Source organism: Micromonospora sp. LOL_013 (assembly GCF_048060315.1).
Lineage (GTDB): Bacteria > Actinomycetota > Actinomycetes > Mycobacteriales > Micromonosporaceae > Micromonospora_E.
Genome location: NZ_JBHMIQ010000017.1, coordinates 82,089 through 98,790 on the forward strand (window position 1 = coordinate 82,089; position 16,702 = coordinate 98,790).

Genomic DNA, 16,702 nt, shown 5'->3' on the forward strand with positions numbered 1-16,702 from the left:
GCTACGAACACTTTCACGACCGGCGGACGTTTCGTCAAGGTGTGATGTATTCGCCGTGCGGCGGCCGCCGTCCGGGGACGACCCGTAGTATCCGCCGGGTGCCCGCCTTGCCATCGCCGCCCGCCCGGGGCGCACCCGATGCCTGCCCCGGCGCCCTGCAACTGCACCCGGCAGCCGACGGCCTGCTGGCCCGGATCCGCTGCCCCGGAGGGCTGCTCACCGCCGTCCAGTTGCGGCTGCTGGCCGCCGTCGCCCGTGACCACGGTGATGGACATCTCGAACTGACCAGCCGGGCGAACGTCCAGGTGCGCGCGGTCGCGGCCGCCGCCACCGGACCGCTCGCCGCCCGGCTGCGTGCGGCCGGGCTGCTGCCGTCGACCGCGCACGAACGGGTCCGCAATATCCTCGGCTCCGCCCTCGCCGACATCGACACCCCGGCGGCCTGGGACGTCGGGGCGCAGGTCCGCGCCCTCGATACGGCGATCTGCGCGGAGCCGGACCTGGCCCGGCTCTCCGGGCGGTTCCTCTTCGCTATCGACGACGGCCGAGGCGACACCGTAGCGGCCCGAGCCGACGTCGGTCTGCTGCCCGGCCCGGACGACGAGGTGACCGTGCTGCTCGCCGGTGGCGACCACGGGCTGCGGGCCCGGCCCGCCGACGCGGTACGGGTCGCGGTCGCCGCCGCCCGTGCCTTCCTCGACGATCCGGACGCAGCGGCGGGCAGCGCGTGGCGCCTCGATGACCTGACTCCGGCAGCGCTGGACCGAGTCGTGATCCGGGCCGGCACCGCACCCGGGGTACGGCGTACCGCGCGGCGGTGGCAACCACTGACGCCGGCCGGCGGTCCCGTTGCGCCGGTCGGGGTGCGACACCGTCCCGACGGCGACTTCGCTCTCGTCGTGGCGGTCCCGTTGGGACGCTTGACAGTCGACCAGGTCGACCTGCTCACGGCCGCCTCGCCGCAGTTGAGGATCACGCCGTGGCGGGGGGTGGTACTGCCCCGGGTCACTGACCCCGCCGGTTGGGCGGACCGGCTCGCCCGCGCCGGGCTGGTCACCGACCCCGACTCGCCGTGGCTCGGAGTGACCGCCTGCGCCGGGCTGCCGGGCTGTGCCCGGTCCCGGGCCGACGTGCGCGCCGACGCGACAGCGACGCACACCGGGCGGCTGCCAGCACCGGGGCGCCGTCACCGCCTGCCGGTGCACTGGATCGGCTGTGAGCGTGGCTGCGGCAGTCCGACCGGGCCGATGGTCCGGGTGACCGCCACCGGTGACGGGTACCGGATCGACGCCCCCGACCGGACCAGCATCCGCCTCCCGCCCGGGGCTGCCCTTGGCGCAGCCGTCCAGATCGCACGTGAGGAGCCATGATGGACCATGTCCGCGACGCGGCAGAGATCTACCGGCAGTCGTTCGCCACCATCCGCGCCGAGGCCGACCTGAGCCGACTCACCGCCGAGCAGGCCCGGGTCGCGGTGCGGATGATTCACTCCTGCGGGATGGTCGACCTGGTTGACGACCTGGTCTTCTCGCCGCAGGTAGTGGCTGCCGCCCAGGGCGCGTTGCGGGCCGGCGCGCCGATCCTCTGCGACGCCACCATGGTCGCCGCCGGCATCACCCGGCGCCGGCTGCCGGCCGACAACCCGGTGCTGTGCGCCCTGTCCGACCCCCGGGTGCCCGAGCTGGCCGACCGGCTGGGCACCACTCGCAGCGCAGCGGCCGTCGAGCTGTGGGTCGACCGCCTTGACGGCGCGGTGGTCGCCGTCGGCAACGCACCGACCGCGCTGTTCCGGCTGTTGGAGCTGGTCGACGCCGGTGCCGGCCGGCCGTCGGCGGTGCTCGGCGTACCGGTCGGATTCATCGGCGCCGCCGAGTCCAAGCAGGCCTTGATCGACCATGGTGGACTGGAACACCTGGTGGTCCGGGGACGACGCGGTGGCAGCGCGATGGCCGCCGCCGCACTGAACGCGATCGCCAACGACGACGAGGGACAGGTGGGGCGTTGAACGCGCGTCGCGGCGGACCGGGTCAGCTCTACGGCGTCGGGCTCGGCCCGGGTGACCCGGAACTGGTTACCGTGAAGGCTGCCCGGCTGATTGCTGCGGCCGACGTGGTCGTGCACCATAGTGCCCGGCACGGTCGCAGCGTAGCCCGGTCCATCGCCGAGCCGTACCTGCGCGCGGGACAGATCGAGGAGGCGTTGGTCTACCCGGTGACCACCGAGCGCAGCACCCACCCCGGCGGCTACCGGGCGGCGATGGACGAGTTCTACGCCGACTGCGCGCGGCGGCTCGCCGCCCATCTCGACGCCGGTCGGACCGTGGTCGTGCTCGCCGAGGGCGACCCGCTGTTCTACGGCTCCTACATGCACCTGCACAAGCGGCTGGCCGACCGGTACCCGACCGAGGTGGTGCCCGGCGTCACCTCGATGAGCGGTGCCGCCGCCGCACTCGGCCGGCCGTTGGTCGAGGCCGACGAGGTGCTCACCGTCCTGCCCGGCACCCTGTCCGGGGCGGAACTGACTAGACGGCTGGCCGAGACCGACGCCGCCGCTGTGCTCAAGCTGGGCCGGACCTTCCCGGCGGTACGCGACGCGCTGACCGCCGCCGGCCGGCTCGACGACGCGTGGTACGTCGAACGGGTCAGCGCCGGGGGGGAACGCGTCGAGCCGCTGGCCGACGTCGACCCGGCGACGGTGCCGTACTTCTCTCTGGCGTTGCTGGCCAGCCGTCGCGGTGGCACCGTCGCGGCGAGCGCCGCCGACACCGCCCGGTCCGGCCGGGGAGAGGTGGTGGTGGTCGGCCTCGGACCGGCCGGTCGGGACTGGATCACCCCACAGGCCCAGACCGCTCTCGCGGCCGCCGACGACCTGGTCGGGTACGGACCGTACCTGGACCGGGTGCCGGCCAACCCCCGGCAACGCCGGCACCCGTCGGACAACCAGGTCGAGGCGCAGCGGGCCGCGCACGCGCTTCGGCTGGCGGCCGACGGAGCCCGGGTCGCGGTGGTCTCCTCCGGCGACCCCGGGGTGTTCGCGATGGCCGCCGCGGTGCTGGAGGTCGCCGCCGAGCCCCGCTGGAAGGACGTGCCGGTCCGGGTGCTGCCCGGCGTGACCGCCGCCCAGGCGGTGGCCAGCCGGGTGGGGGCACCGCTCGGGCACGACTACTGCGTGCTGTCGTTGTCGGACCGGCTCAAACCCTGGCCGGTGATCGAGCGGAGGCTGCTCGCCGCCGCCCGCGCCGACCTGGTGATCGCGATCTACAACCCCGCGTCGCGCAGCCGAACCTGGCAGCTGGCCCGGGCCCGGGATCTGCTGCTGGAGCACCGGTCGGCGCAGACCCCGGTGGTGGTGGGTCGCGACATCGGTGGCCCCGGCGAACGCGTCGACGTGGTGGCGCTGGCCGATCTGGACCCGGCCACGGTGGACATGCGGACCCTGCTGATCATCGGTTCGTCAGCGACTCAGGTCAACCACAACCGGGACGCGGCGCCGGTGGTCTTCACCCCACGGCACTACCCGGGCTGAGCACCTGCCGCCGTGCTGAGCCTGGCCAGCCAGGTCACGGCGGCGTTGACGTCGCTGACCGTCGGTGCGGGTGGCGCGGCGGCCCGGTCGACCATCAGCACCGGCAGTCCGAGCTCGCGGGCGGCGACGAGCTTGGCGTACGTCTCGTCGCCGCCGCTGTCCTTGGTGACCAGCACGTCGATGGCGTGCGTGCGCATCAGCGTTCGTTCGCCGTCCACGGTGTACGGCCCACGATCGAGCAGCAGTACCCGGTCGGCGGGCAGCGGCGGATGCGGCGGGTCCACCGTCCGGATCAGGAAGAAGACGCCGCTCAGCGGCGCGAACGCGGCCAGGCTCTGCCGGCCGGTGGTCAGCATCGCCCGGCTACCCAGTGCGGGCAGCGTGGCGGCGGCAGCGGTCAGGTCCGGCACCCGGTGCCAGACGTCGCCCGGCCCGGCCGTCCAGCCCGGCCGGCGCAGCACCAGCAGCGGTGTGCCGGTCCGGGCACAAGCGGTGACCGCCGAGGTGGAGATCCGGTTCGCGAACGGGTGGGTAGCGTCCACCACCGCGCCGATGCGTTCGTCCCGTAGCCAGCGGGCCAGCCCATCCGGTCCACCGAAGCCACCGATACGGGTCTCGCCGTGCGGCAGCCGAGGCCGGGCCACCCGGCCGGCCAGCGAGGTCACCACCCGCGCCGGCGGATCGGTCGACAGCGCGGCGGCGAGCTGACGGGCCTGGGCGGTGCCGCCGAGAATGAGCACCCGGGGTCCGCCGTCCGGGCTGGAGCCGGTGCGGTCACCGGTCATCGCCGGCACCGGTCGGCGCTGTACAGATGGCTGTCGGGGAAACCCGCCGCGCCGAGCACCGCGCCGACGACGATCACTGCGGTACGCCGTACGCCGGCGGTGTGCACCTGGCCGGCGATGTCAGCCAGCGTGCCCCGCAGCGCCACCTCGTCGGGCCGGCTGGCCCGCGCCACCACCGCCACCGGACAGTCCGCGCCGTAGTGCGGCAGCAGGTCGGCCACCACCTCGTCGATGCGCTGAACGGCCAGGTGCAGCACCAGGGTGGCCCGGCTGGCGCCGAGGGTGGCCAGGTCCTCGCCGGGCGGCATGGCGGTGGAGCTGGCGGACACCCGGGTCAGGATCACCGTCTGGCCGACCTCCGGTACGGTCAGTTCCCGGCCGAGCGCGGCGGCGGCCGCGGCGAAGGCGGGCACGCCGGGCACGATCTGGTACGGCACCCCGGCGGCGTCCAACCGACGGATCTGTTCGGCGACGGCGCTGAACAGCGAGGGGTCGCCGGAGTGCAGCCGGGCGACGTCGAGCCCGGCGGCGTGCGCGGCCAGCATCTCGGCGACGATCTCGTCCAGGGTCAGCCGGGCGGTGTCGACCAGCCGGGCCCCGGGTGGGCAGTGGGCGAGCAGCTCGGTCGGGACCAGACTGCCGGCGTACAGGCAGACCGGGCTGGTCGCGACGACCTCGCGGCCCCGGACGGTGATCAGGTCGGCGGCACCGGGGCCGGCGCCGACGAATCGTACGGTCACTGGCGTTCCACCGCCCACTGGGTCACCGGCATCATCGGTCGCCACCCGGTGAACCCACCGACCGGGGCGGCCCGGTTGACGGCGATCCGGGTCAGGTCGCCGCCGATGCGGGAGTGCCAACCGGCGAGCAGCGCCTCGGATTCGACGGTCACCGCGTTGACCACCAGGCGGCCGCCGGGCCGCAGTGCCGACCAGGCGGCGTCCAGCAGCCCGGTGGTGGTGACCCCGCCGCCGACGAAGACCGCGTCCGGAGGGTCGAGACCGACCAGTGCCTGCGGGGCGGCCGCGGCGACCACCGTGATACCCGGTACGCCGAGTGTCGCCGCGTTCGCCGCGATCCGCTCAGCCCGCCGTGGGTCGTGCTCCACGGCGACGGCCCGGCACTGCGGATGGACACGGGACCACTCGATGGCGATGCTGCCCGATCCGGCCCCGATGTCCCAGAGCAGCTGCCCGGGCAGAGGACCCAGCCGGGCCAGCGTGACCGCCCGAATTTCCCGTTTGGTCAGCTGGCCGTCGTGCTGGTAGACGTCGTCGGGCAGCCCTGGCACCCGGGGCAGCGGCGGGGTGCCCGGCTCGGCCCGGCAGTCCACCGCGACGACGTTGAGCGGGTCGACATCGAAGCCGCCCCAGTCCTGGGCGGTGGCCGTCCGCAGCTGTTCCCGGGCGCCGCCGAGTTGTTCCAGTACGGTCAGCGGGCTGGGTCCGTAGCCCCGGGCACTGAGCAGGCCGGCCACCTCACCCGGGGTGGCCGTGCCGGCGCTGAGTACCAGCAGCCGACTCCCGGGGCGGATCAGGGGGTGCAGCAGCTGTACCGGGCGGCCGACGGCGCTGACCACGTCGACCTCCTCGACCGGCCAGCCGAGCCGGGCGCAGGCCAACGAGACCACCGACGGGTGGGGCACCGCCCGTACCCGGTCGGGGCCGAGTAGCCGGACCAGGGTGCCGCCGATGCCGTAGTGCATCGGGTCGCCACTGGCCAGCACCGCGAGGTGCTGCCCGCGGTGCTCGTCGAGCAGCCGGGGCAGGTGGGCGAGCAACGGGGTGGGCCAGGTGCCGGTGGCCGCCGGCCGTTCGGGCGGTGGGATCAGCTCGATCTGCCGGCGGCTGCCCAGCAGCGCGGTCGCCGCGCGCAGCGCGGACCGGGCGGCGCCGGACAACCCGTCCCATCCGTCGGCGCCGATACCGACGACGGTGACCACAGCCGGTCCGGATCTGGGGGGCATCGTCCGACGGTATCGGTTCGCCGCGTTGCTCGACATGGCCACCCCGTCGGTGGTGATCCGTGTGACGTCGCCCGGATCAGACGTTGCCGAGCCGGCGGGTGACCGTGATGACCAGCACCACCCGGTCCGGGTTGGGGCGTGGTACCCGGTACCGCAGGGCGTAGCGCTGTTCCGCGTCACGGACCGTCGGCGGATCGTCGTGGAGCCGGGCCAGGCCTTCCAGCGTCGACCATCGCTTGCCGTCGACCTGGCAGACGGCCACCCGAGCCCCGGTCACGCCGGCGGCCCGCACGTGTGCGGCCTTGCGGGACCGGGCGGAGGTGATCACCCGGGCGACGCCGCTGTCCGGGTCGAAGGTCACTCCGACCGGAACCACATGCGGGCTTGCGTCCGGGCGCAGCGTGGTCAGCGTGCACAGGTGCCGTTCGCGCCAGAAGTCGCGCAGCGCGTCGCTGATCTCCGGCCCGGCAGCAGATGTCGTCACCCGTCGTATTCTGGCACCGTGGACGCCTGGCGGCGGTCCCGACGCGCCCGCGCCGGTGCTGGCAGGTCCGGTGTCGGTGCGGTTGGTGCCGGATCGGCTGCACTGAGTCGCGACTCAGCAACGGGGTGCCGTACCGACCGACGAGCCAAGCAATTGCTAGTCCGCTACAGCGCGTCCAGTAATCCTTTTCGCAGGGTGCGCGAGTAGTGTGTGTGGGCGGGGCGGCGCGCCTTAACGTCGGTCTCCCGCAAGAGTCGGCTGCGTCGCCCCACCTTCGAAACCGGCCGTCGGTGACGGACCCGGTGGTCCGCCCCGGTCGCGGTCCGGTCGCCTCGGGGTCCATTGACCCGGTCCGTTGCCCCGGCGCCCGTCGATCGGATGCTCTGTCGACCGGGGTTGAACCGTCCCCGTCGGACCGCCGTATGCATGGTCGAGACAGCGGCGGAAACCGTCGACGCCTCACCGAACATCCTCCGACAGTGTCTGGCGGCCTCGCGCTCGGGGCGCCGCCGGACACGGGCCGCACGGCCCACCGGGACGCCGTCGATCGAGCGGCGCGGCTACCGGCAACTGTCCCCAGAAGGGTTGGGTTGTCAGTCCCATGTACTCGCGTTCTCCCCGGCGGAGGGTCGACCACCCGGTCGGTCCCTCGCCGTTAAACTCCCGGCGGTGGAAGGTGGCCGGCACGGTCGGCCTGGCGGCTGTGATCATGGGGGCCGGCATCGGTCTCGCGGCGGCCGACACCTCTGTCGCAGACGATGTGGGAGTGATCGTCTGTCCCAGCGTGGTGGACCGGTTGCCGGCGGTGCCGGCGGCGGCGCGGGCCGAGGTGGACCGGGATCTGCGGGCGTTGGAGACGCAGCTTGCGCAGGCCAACGCGCGGTTGGTGAGCAGCCAGGGTCAGGGTGGTCGGAACTTCGTGGACAACGCGATTCTTGGTCCGTTGGCGAGCAAACGGACGGCGGCGATCGAGCGGATCGCGATCTCGATCGGTCGGCAGGGGGATCGTCCGGCTGGCCTCGAGCAGCTCGCCACCTGCGAACTGCGGGAGGACTGACCCCGGCCGACACAAGACAGGTTCCCGCCGCTCACCCGGGAACCAGCCCCTCCGGCGCCGCCCTCCTCGCGGTTGCCGGAGGGGCATCTTAATTTCGGCTTAGAATCTGCTGTGACCGCGCGATGACTTTGTGTGGCTTCGGGCGCGTTCTTGCACGTGGATTGAGTGGTAGGTAGTGGGATGATTCCGGCAGACCAGTGACCTGACAATCAAATCCCGGCGCCGTTCATCCGTCGACGCCCCAACTACGTAGATGCAGAGGGACGGCACCGGAGCGGGCGAAACGACCGGGAAGCGGTACGGTTTCTCCGGCGCCAAGCCAAGGGCAGGGCACTCGCGGGTGGACCGGGCGGATGAGTCCGGCCGGTGCGGGTGTGCGGATGGCACCGAGTGGAGATCGAGGAGCAGATGGCGCGGACGAACCAGAACCAGCGACCCGCCGGGCCCAGGACCGAACTCTCTGGCGGCCGACAGCCGTCCCGACTTTCGGTCCTGATTCTCTCGGCGTCGGTGCTGGCGGCCTTCTGGGCACTGGCGATGCTCACGTCGCCAGGCCGGGTCGCGTACGTCTACGCGTTCTTCTTTCTGGATTTCTTCGGTGGCGTCTTCGCCCTGGTGGCGCTCAGCATCACGGTGATGGTCGGGCTGCTGGCGACCGACCGGATCGTGCTGTTGCCCCGGCACCGGGTGCTTCTGCAGTCGGCGCACCGCACCACCGGGATCATGGCGATCACCTTCCTGGTGCTGCACGTCATCACGCAGATCACCACGGGTGCGGTCTCTGCCGTCGGGGCGTTCATCCCGTTCCTGGGCGGCGGTCAGGCGATCTATGTGGGCATGGGCACCCTCGCGGCGTACCTCATGTTCGCCATCATGTGGACCGGCCTGGCGCGGGCCCGGTGGGTCGGTGTGGGCCCGCCGTGGCTGTGGCGGGCGCTGCACAGCGGCGCCTATGTCGCCTGGCCGATCGGGATCACGCACGGACTCGGCACCGGCCGACCCCCGGCGACCTGGGTGACGCTCAGCTACGTGATCTGCCTGGTGCTGGTGGTCATCGCCCTGCTGGTCCGGTTCGCCACCGGCGTGGGCAAGAAGAAGCCGTTCGTGTCGCAGGCCACCGGCACCTCGATGAAGCCGGTCGGCAAGATGGCCGACGATTCTCGCTCCGGGTCCGGATCGTCACGCCGTCGGGGCGGCCGGGACGACGGAATCAGCTCGGAACCGGCGACCGCCCGCTTCGCGTCGTTCGGTGACCGTGGCGCGGACATGATCGATTCGTGGGCGCCGGCCGGTGCCGGGCGCGGCGCCTCCCCCCGGTCCGCCGACCGGTACCGGGTACCCGAGGTGGGACGACCCGCACCGCGGTCGCGTCCGGCCGCGGCCGAGGACTCCCGGGAGTACCGCCGGTCCGACCCCGACCCCGGCCGGGGCCGCTACGCCGAGGAGGAGACCGGCCGGGGCCGCTACGCTGAGGACAACGCCGGCACCCGCCGGCGCTACGCGGAGGAGCCGGACCAGCGGCGCTACGCCGAGCCGGACGGCGGTCGGCGGCGCCAGGCCGCCGACGACGGTGGCTACGAGCCCCGGCGTTCGGTGGCGGAGACCATTGGCTCCCGGGGCCGCTACGCCGACGACCGGCCGGTTTCCGGAGCCGGTGCCCGCAGCCGGTTCGCCGACGACCGGCCGGTTTCCGGAGCCGGTCCACGTGGCCGGTTCGACGACCGCCCAGTCTCCGCCGAGCCGACCCGCGGTCGGGCGGCGCGCTACCGGGCCGAGCCCGATCCGGCTCCGGTGGACCGGGAAATGGATGACTACCTGCCGGCCGACGACACCCCGACGCTGGTCGATCTGGCCTCCCGGCGGGCCCAACGGGCGGCTGCGGCAGAGTCCGCGGGCAGCCGGCGGTCCCGGCGACGTCGGGACGCGGAGGACTCCGACGACGAGTACTGGACGCAGCTTCGAGGAGAGGCGAATTGAGCACGGCATCGGTCCCGCCGGTCGCCACCGTCGGCCCGCCCCGGTTGACCGCCGGGTTCGAGGAGTTCGGTCGGCTCGATCTGCGGGCGCACGAACAGGTGCACGGCGGGGTCGGACCACTGTCGGTCGACGACCTGATGCGGCTGGCCGAAGCGATCGACCTGCGGGGACGGGGCGGTGCCGGTTTCCCGTTCCACCGCAAGGTCAAGGCGGTGCTCGAGTCAGCCGACAAGCAGGACAAGCCGGTTGTCGTCGTGGTCAACGCCACCGAGGGGGAGCCGGCGAGCTGGAAGGACAAGGTGCTGCTCACCCGGGCCCCGCATCTGATCCTGGACGGTGCTGCGCTGGCCGCGTACGCGCTGGAGGCCGACGAGATCGTCATCGGTGTCGCGGACGACGGCGTCGGCGGCGCGTCGCTGTCGGCGGCGCTGGCCGAACGCCGAATGCCGGCGCCGGCCAGCATCGTCACCGTCCCGCACCGATTCATCTCCGGCGAGGGCGGGGCGCTGGTCCGGGGCATCAACGGTCTGCCGCACATCCCGCCCGGCGTCAAGGTCCGGGCCAGCGACTCCGGGGTGTCCGGTCTGCCGACGCTGCTGTCCAACGCGGAGACGTACTCCCAGATCGCCATCGCCGCCCGGCTCGGCCCCTACGAGTACGGCGCGGTCGGTCTGGCCGACGAACCGGGGACGGTGCTGCTGACCATCGGGGGGTCCGCCGCCCGTCCGGCCGTGGTGGAGTGCCCCACCGGGACCCCGCTGCGGGACATCCTGGAACTGTGCGAGGCACCGGTCGGCCCGGGGCTGCTGATCGGTGGGTTCCACGGCAAGTGGATCACCCCCGAGGCGGTGTCCGTGGTCGACGTGTCCCGGCAAGGTTTCACCAAGGTCGGTGGCACGATCGGCGCCGGCATCACCATCCCGCTCGGCGACAGCACCTGTCCGATGGGCGAGGTCGCCCGGGTGGTGCACTATCTCGCCGGTGAGTCGGCCGGGCAGTGCGGGCCCTGCCGGCTCGGCCTGCCGGACCTGGCCCGCACCGTCGATTCCCTGGTCATCGGCAGCGCGGCGGTCGACATGGTCCGGGCGGCGGCGAGTGTGGTGAAGGGCCGAGGCGCCTGCAGCCATCCGGACGGCACGTCCCGGTTCGCCATCTCGGCCCTGGAGGTGTTCACCGAGGATCTGGCCGCGCATGCCCAGGGCGACGGCTGCGGCAAGCCGGTCAAGGGTGTACTCCCGCTGCCGGCTGACGCGCCGTCCGGCGGCACCAAGCGGCTGAGTGTGGACTGGACCCGGTGCGACGGGCACGGCCTGTGCGCACACGTGGTTCCGGAGTTCATCCGGCTCGACGCGAACGGCTATCCGGCCTTCCCACCGTCCCCGGTGCCGGTGTGGTTGGAACCGGGTGCCCGCAAGGCGGTCAACATGTGTCCGGCGCTGGCGTTGCGGCTCGGCGAGGGCAAGGGCGGCCACTGACCGCAGCCACCGGCAGCGCCGCGCCGCCACCGGCGCAGCCGGTGGCTTCCCTTCCCGGCCGGCTGCTGAGACACTGCTGTGGTGTTGAAAGATGTCGATTCGCCTCGGGTGTCGCGGCGACGCGTCGCGGCGTGGTCGCTGGTGCCGGAACTGCTGGTGCTGATGCTGCTCGCGGGAGGCTTCCACTACTCGACCGCGGCGGCGGCGCCGGTGTTGACCGAGGCACAACTGCGCGACGACGCCGCGCTACGGATCGCGACCACCATCGAGCAGTCCACTGCGGACGAACATGCCGCGCACGGTCACGAGGTCAACCCGGACGAACGGATGCTGTGCACCGCAGAGGTCTGGCGGCTGGACCCGGCTACCGCCCGATCCGACGAGGTGGGCACGGCCTACGGCTACTACCTGTGCGCGACAGGTACGCCGGGCACGCCGTATCTGCTGTCCCGGATGAACGCCGGGCCGATCGTGGCCCGGCTCACCGATCCGCCTGAGCTGACCGTCACCCAGCTCGACCAGGACTTTCGGACCCAGGTCGAGGCGATGATCCCGGCGGAGTTCGTCGACCAGGCGTTCAAGGGTTTCGCCGACCCGCAACGGGCGGACGGGCTGCGGCAGCGCTTCGAACGCCAGATCAGCGCGGCGGCGTAGGTCGACGAATCCGGGTGTCAGACCGGGCCGGTGCGTCGGTTCCGGTCGGCCGCAACCGGCGCACCGGGCGGACGGCCCGGCGTACCCGGTGGCCGGCCCCCCGGTGGGCGACATCCGTTGTCAACCGGCCCATTCGGGTCCGGCGGAGCCGTTCGATCCGTTCCAGCGGCAGCAGCCCGAGCCCGGCCGCGGCGACCGCCGAACCGCCGACGATCGACCAGCCGACCGGTCCCAGCGGACGGCAGCCGAAGAACTGACTGACCACCGGCGTCTGCACCACCCCGAACAGTGCCCCGAGCGACACCCCGGCCGCCGCCAGCACGGTCGGATCACCCTTCGCGGCCACCGCGGTCTGCGCCAACTGGGCGGCCACCAACGCGGCGAGCGCCACGCTGCCGGCGCGGGCGGGGGTGCCGGTGTACCGGGCGGTCAGCCAACCTCCGGTGGTGGCCAGCGCGGTCGCCGCCGCTCGCCGGGCGACCTGTCGGTTGAGGCTGGCGCCGAGCGACGATTCCGGTCCCTCGCGGGCGAGTTCGTCGGCGCTGATCCTCCGTGGTGGGCGCGACGCCACGGCGATCGCCGGCAGCAGGTCGGTCATCAGATTGACGAACAGGATCTGCCGGGGGTTGAGTGCCTGCCGGCCGGAGATGAGCGAGCTGCCGACCGAGAAAAGGATCTCCCCGAGGTTGCCGCCGAGCAGCAGGGCGAGGGCCTCGCGCACCGACACCCACATCGCCCGCCCCTCGGCCACGCCCTCGGCGATGCTCTCGATCCGGCCGTCGACCACGATCATGTCCGCCGCCTGGCGGGCGGCGCTGGTGCCGTGATCGCCGAGGGCGATTCCGACGTCGGCGAGTTGGATCGCCGGTGCGTCGTTGGCACCGTCGCCGGTCACCGCGACGACCCGGCCGGCCTGGCGCAGCGCCCGGACCACGGCGACCTTGTGGGCCGGACTGACCCGGGCGAAGACCGCTGTCCGGGACACCAGCCCGGGCAACTGGTCCAGTCCGGCGGCGTCGAGGTCCGCCCCGGTGACCACCGCGCTGCCGTCGAGCAGGCCGAGTTGCGAGCCGATCGACTCGGCGGTGCTCGGGTGGTCACCGGTCAGCATCACCACGGTGATCCCGGCACGGCGCAACCGCCGGATGGCGTCGGCGGCGGTGTCGCGTGGCGGGTCGGCCAGGCCGAGCAACCCGTGCAGCTCCAACCGGTCGATCCGGTCGTCGTCGAGGTCCCGGCGACCGGACGCGACCCGACCGGCGACGGCGAGTACCCGCAAACCGCCGCGGGCCAGCCCGTCAATGGCCAGGTCGATCTCGCGGCGGCCGGCGTCGTCCAGCGGCACCACTCCGTCGGCGCGGCGCCAGGTCGCGCACCGCGGCAGCACCGTCTCCGGGGCGCCCTTGACGCTGATGACGGCACCACCCGGGCAGGTGCCGAGCACCGCGTGGAAGCCCCGGCCCGGCTCGAACGGCAGCTCTGCGAGGGGTTCCCAGCCTTCGGCGCCTTCCCGGATGCCCACCCCGGCCGAGTGGGCACCGTCGACCACAGCTCGGTCGGTCGGGTGGGGCAGTTTCTGACCGCCGTCCGGGACCGGGGTGGCCCGCAGCGCCGCGGCCAGAATCCGGCGCAGGTCGGAGCCCAGCGCGTCGCCCGGCTCGGTCCGGCGGCCGTCGCAGACACTCTGCAGCCGGATCGATCCCTGAGTGAGGGTGCCGGTCTTGTCGAAGCAGATCACGTCGACCCGGCCGAGCGCCTCCATCGCCCGGGGATCCCGGATCAGCACGTTGTGCCGGGACAACCGCCGGCTCGCACTGAGCTGGGCGGCGGTGGCGACGAACGGCAGTCCTTCGGGGATGGCGGCGACGGCGAGGGCCACCGAGGACCCGACCGATTCGGCCAGCCGGCCCCGCAGCAGCCCGCTGCCGAGGGTCGCCGCAGCGGCGGCGAGCGCGGTCGGTACCGACGCCGAGGTGATCTGCCGCAGCCGGGCCTGCACCCCGCCGCGTGGAGACTCGCCCTGCACCTGGTCGATGGAGCTGCCCGCCTCGGTCGACCGGCCGGTCGCCACCACGACGGCGGTTGCCGTGCCGGCGGCCACGGTGCTGCCCGCGTATACCATGCTGGTCCGGTCGGCGACCACGTCGGCTCCGGTGCCGTCGACGGTCTTCGCCACGGGGACCGATTCACCGGTGAGGCTCGACTCGTCCATCTCCAGACCGTTGGCGGTGACCAGTCGGCAGTCGGCGGGCACCGAGTCGCCCGCTTCCAGACAGATGAGGTCACCGGCTACCAGGTCCTCCGCCGGGCGGACATGCTGTTCGCCGTCGCGCTGCAACCGCACCCGCAGGGCCCCGGCGCTGAGCAGCCGGCGCAGCGCCCGCCCGGCCGCCATCTCCTGGGCCCCGGCGAGCAGCGCGTTGGCCATGATCACCGAGAGGACCATGACGGCGTCCACGGTCGATCCGGTCATCGCCGACACCCCGGCGCCGGCGGCCAACGGACCGGTCAGTGGCGTGTCCAGCTCGGCTGCGGTGGCCCGCCACAGGCCTCGTCCTGGCCCGTCGTCGGGTTGGCCACCTGACTGTTCGGCCTGCCGCTGCCGGGCCTGCACGCCGCTGAGACCTTCGGTCGAGGAGCCGAGCCGGGTGAGCACCTCATCGACCGGCATGGCGTGCCAGGGTGCCCGGCTGCGCGGCGCGGGTGCCGCCCGCCCGCGCAGCCCGCGGGCCGCCCGGTGCCCGATCGCCAGGTTGACCAGCCCAGCCACGTTGTCGATCAGTAGCGACCGCGAGCCGCCACGGGGGCTACCGTCGAGCACGCCGAGCGCGGCGGCGGCGACGGAGCCGAGCATGGCCCGCCGGGCGCTGTCGGCGCTCACCGAACGGGCCAGCGCTGTCGCCTCCAGCACCAGCCAGGCGGTCTCCAACCCGGGCGCGCAGATCAGGTGGGCGCCCCACGGCGGGCGGCGGGCGGCGGCCTGGACCACCCCGATTCCGCAGTCTGCGGCGGCCAGGGCGACGTCGTTGCGGGCGGCGATCAGGGCGACGCCGTGGCCGGCCTGCTGCAACGTCCTTACCGAGGCGGCCAGTTTCGATCCCCCGGCCACCGTCCCCGCCGCCTGGCAGCGGCTGGCGAGCAGGCTGCCGGTCGGGCCGGTCGCCGGACTGCGGCCGGCCCGGCTGCGGCCCGCGATGAGCAACTGGCCGACCTGGCGGGCTGCCGTGGTGAGCGCCTCCGCCAGCGGATCCAGCTCGGCCTCGGCGCGTACCAGGGCCCTCGGCTCCCCGTGCCGCGTCAGCACCAGCAGGTTGCCGCCGGGAGTCCCGGCCCGGTCGCCGTCCGGCGGGTCGCTGCTGCCGAGCCGGTCCAGCAGGTCGGCTGGCAACACATGGGTGAGCCGGTGCGCGGCGGTCAACGCCCAGCCGTCGGTGGCCTCGCCGCCGCCCGCTCCGCCGGTGGTCGGTCGGGGCTGGTCACAGCCGTCCCCCGGGTCGGTGACGGGATCGAGCAGCCGGGCAGCGATCCGGCGGGCCTGCTCCTCGTTACCTCTGATCGGAACCACCGCGGTGACCAGGGTGCGGCCGGTGAGCAGCATCGAGGCATCGACGATCACGGTGTCGACCCGGTCCAGCCGGCGCAGCGCGGCGGCTTCCCGCACCACCACACCCCGCCGGGCGAGGATCCGGCCGAGCTCACCGCAGTAGGCGTCGCGGCCGGTCCGGGCGCTGCGCGGGGACGCGACGGCGGTGACCCGGGCGGCACGCTGCCGGCCGCCCGGCAGCATGGTGAGCATTCCGGCGGTGACCAGGGTCAGCGTGCTCATCCGTTGGGCGTACCGCTCGATCGGGCCGTCCGGCAGCGGTCGAGGGCGGGCCGGCGCCGGCAGCGCCGGTGCGCGACTGCTGTCCGGGTCGGGATGCAGTTCGTGGGCCCGGGCGGCCCAGACCTTGTGGTAGGCGGAATCCTCGGCGATCAGCGCGACCCGCAGTACGGCATCGGTGAGGCTGGTCAGCGGGCGTTGCGAGGCCGCTGCCACGGCGGTGCTGAACAGCGCCTGGCCCAGGTCGGCGCCGACCGGGCCGAGGGTACGGCGCAACCAGGCACGCAGCTGCGGCACGTGCTCGAAGGCGGCGGGCAGCGCGGCGAGTTCGTTGGGTAGTGCGGGCAGCCGGAGTACCTTGCCGACGGTTCCGACGCCGGCGCCGATCAGATCACCGGCCAGTGACACGGCGTTGCCGAGGCCGGCATCAACATGCGTGGTGCCGGTCACTTGCGGGGCGACGCACCGCTCCGCGTCGGCCAGCGCGGCGACGAGCCGGGAGTTGCCGATCACCTCGGGGTCGAACCGGACCACCATCCGGCCCAGCGCGCCGTTCCAGGCCGCCCAGTGCACTCCGTCGACCTCGTGCAGGGCCTGTTCCAGCCGCTGCACGTCGGCGATCACCCGACCATGGTCGTCCGTGCTGACCTCGAGATGGGCGTGGCCGTCGTAGGCCCAGGCATGCCGGGCGTGGGCCATCCGGCGGTGCCGTACCGAGCTGATGGTGGCTGCCGGACGCTCCAGCACGGGCGTCACCTCCCTGGCGTCGGTCCGCCCCGGGGGGATGACGGTCAGCGCTGGCTCTCGTCTTCTCACCGTAGGGCCGGGCGATGCGTAGCTGAGTGGGTTTCCTGTTTTCGGGGCTGGTGGCCGGTCCGGAAGGGGGCCGATCTGTCACTTTGAGTAGCTATGCCGTCGCTCTATGCTTGAGGTGCTGCTGTGGTCGTCGATCGGCC

General features: G+C 73.4%; 12 protein-coding genes. 7 read left to right on the forward strand and 5 right to left on the reverse strand.

What is annotated here, in order from left to right; genetic code table 11:
• Positions 1-98: 98 nt before the first annotated feature.
• The 3 genes from ACFHWS_RS13540 to ACFHWS_RS13550 are packed head-to-tail and all read left to right on the forward strand — an operon-like array spanning position 99 to position 3,525.
• Complete coding sequence (locus ACFHWS_RS13540; protein WP_416555157.1) at positions 99-1,370, forward strand: precorrin-3B synthase; 1,272 nt, start codon at positions 99-101, stop codon at positions 1,368-1,370.
• Positions 1,367-2,005, forward strand: a complete 639-nt coding sequence (locus ACFHWS_RS13545; RefSeq protein ID WP_278168935.1) for a precorrin-8X methylmutase — start codon at positions 1,367-1,369, stop codon at positions 2,003-2,005. The genes ACFHWS_RS13540 and ACFHWS_RS13545 overlap by 4 nt, the downstream gene beginning before the upstream one ends.
• The gene (locus tag ACFHWS_RS13550) at positions 2,002-3,525 is read left to right on the forward strand and encodes a precorrin-2 C(20)-methyltransferase (protein ID WP_416568293.1); all 1,524 of its coding nucleotides are present in this window, start codon (positions 2,002-2,004) and stop codon (positions 3,523-3,525) included. The genes ACFHWS_RS13545 and ACFHWS_RS13550 overlap by 4 nt, the downstream gene beginning before the upstream one ends.
• Here the strand turns inward: ACFHWS_RS13550 and ACFHWS_RS13555 are convergent.
• The 4 genes from ACFHWS_RS13555 to ACFHWS_RS13570 all read right to left on the reverse strand — a co-directional run bounded on the left by ACFHWS_RS13555 (position 3,513) and on the right by ACFHWS_RS13570 (position 6,760).
• On the reverse strand, positions 3,513-4,310 hold the full coding sequence (locus tag ACFHWS_RS13555; RefSeq protein WP_416568294.1) for a cobalt-precorrin-6A reductase: 798 nt from the start codon (positions 4,308-4,310) through the stop codon (positions 3,513-3,515). The genes ACFHWS_RS13550 and ACFHWS_RS13555 overlap by 13 nt on opposite strands.
• Positions 4,307-5,050: a precorrin-4 C(11)-methyltransferase gene (gene cobM / locus ACFHWS_RS13560; protein WP_416555165.1), complete on the reverse strand. Its 744-nt coding sequence runs from the start codon at positions 5,048-5,050 to the stop codon at positions 4,307-4,309. Before cobM ends, ACFHWS_RS13555 begins: the two co-directional genes overlap by 4 nt.
• A complete protein-coding gene (cbiE, locus tag ACFHWS_RS13565; protein ID WP_416555167.1) occupies positions 5,047-6,276 on the reverse strand; it encodes a precorrin-6y C5,15-methyltransferase (decarboxylating) subunit CbiE in 1,230 nt (409 codons plus the stop codon). Before cbiE ends, cobM begins: the two co-directional genes overlap by 4 nt.
• A gap of 76 nt (positions 6,277-6,352) precedes the next feature.
• On the reverse strand, positions 6,353-6,760 hold the full coding sequence (locus tag ACFHWS_RS13570) for a pyridoxamine 5'-phosphate oxidase family protein (protein ID WP_282230618.1): 408 nt from the start codon (positions 6,758-6,760) through the stop codon (positions 6,353-6,355).
• Positions 6,761-7,526: 766 nt separating this feature from the next.
• Here ACFHWS_RS13570 and ACFHWS_RS13575 point away from each other — a divergent pair.
• The 4 genes from ACFHWS_RS13575 to ACFHWS_RS13590 all read left to right on the forward strand — a co-directional run bounded on the left by ACFHWS_RS13575 (position 7,527) and on the right by ACFHWS_RS13590 (position 11,923).
• Positions 7,527-7,817 carry a hypothetical protein gene (locus tag ACFHWS_RS13575; RefSeq protein ID WP_416555169.1) on the forward strand — a complete coding sequence of 97 codons (291 nt, stop codon included), beginning with the start codon at positions 7,527-7,529 and terminating at the stop codon, positions 7,815-7,817.
• Positions 7,818-8,207: 390 nt separating this feature from the next.
• Positions 8,208-9,794, forward strand: a complete 1,587-nt coding sequence (locus ACFHWS_RS13580) for a hypothetical protein (RefSeq protein ID WP_416568295.1) — start codon at positions 8,208-8,210, stop codon at positions 9,792-9,794.
• Complete coding sequence (locus tag ACFHWS_RS13585; protein ID WP_416555173.1) at positions 9,791-11,269, forward strand: NADH-ubiquinone oxidoreductase-F iron-sulfur binding region domain-containing protein; 1,479 nt, start codon at positions 9,791-9,793, stop codon at positions 11,267-11,269. Before ACFHWS_RS13580 ends, ACFHWS_RS13585 begins: the two co-directional genes overlap by 4 nt.
• Before the next feature lie 81 nt (positions 11,270-11,350).
• Complete coding sequence (locus tag ACFHWS_RS13590) at positions 11,351-11,923, forward strand: hypothetical protein (protein WP_416555175.1); 573 nt, start codon at positions 11,351-11,353, stop codon at positions 11,921-11,923.
• Here the strand turns inward: ACFHWS_RS13590 and ACFHWS_RS13595 are convergent.
• On the reverse strand, positions 11,907-16,493 hold the full coding sequence (locus tag ACFHWS_RS13595) for an HAD-IC family P-type ATPase (RefSeq protein ID WP_416568296.1): 4,587 nt from the start codon (positions 16,491-16,493) through the stop codon (positions 11,907-11,909). The two genes, ACFHWS_RS13590 and ACFHWS_RS13595, sit on opposite strands and share 17 nt — an antisense overlap.
• Positions 16,494-16,702: the final 209 nt, after the last annotated feature.

Coding starts and splice junctions, on each gene's coding strand:
- ACFHWS_RS13545 (WP_278168935.1), top strand. CDS start 1,367: ATGATGGACCATGTCCGCGACGCGGCAGAGATCTACCGGCAGTCGTTC.
- ACFHWS_RS13555 (WP_416568294.1), bottom strand. CDS start 4,310: ATGACCGGTGACCGCACCGGCTCCAGCCCGGACGGCGGACCCCGGGTG.
- cbiE (WP_416555167.1), bottom strand. CDS start 6,276: ATGCCCCCCAGATCCGGACCGGCTGTGGTCACCGTCGTCGGTATCGGC.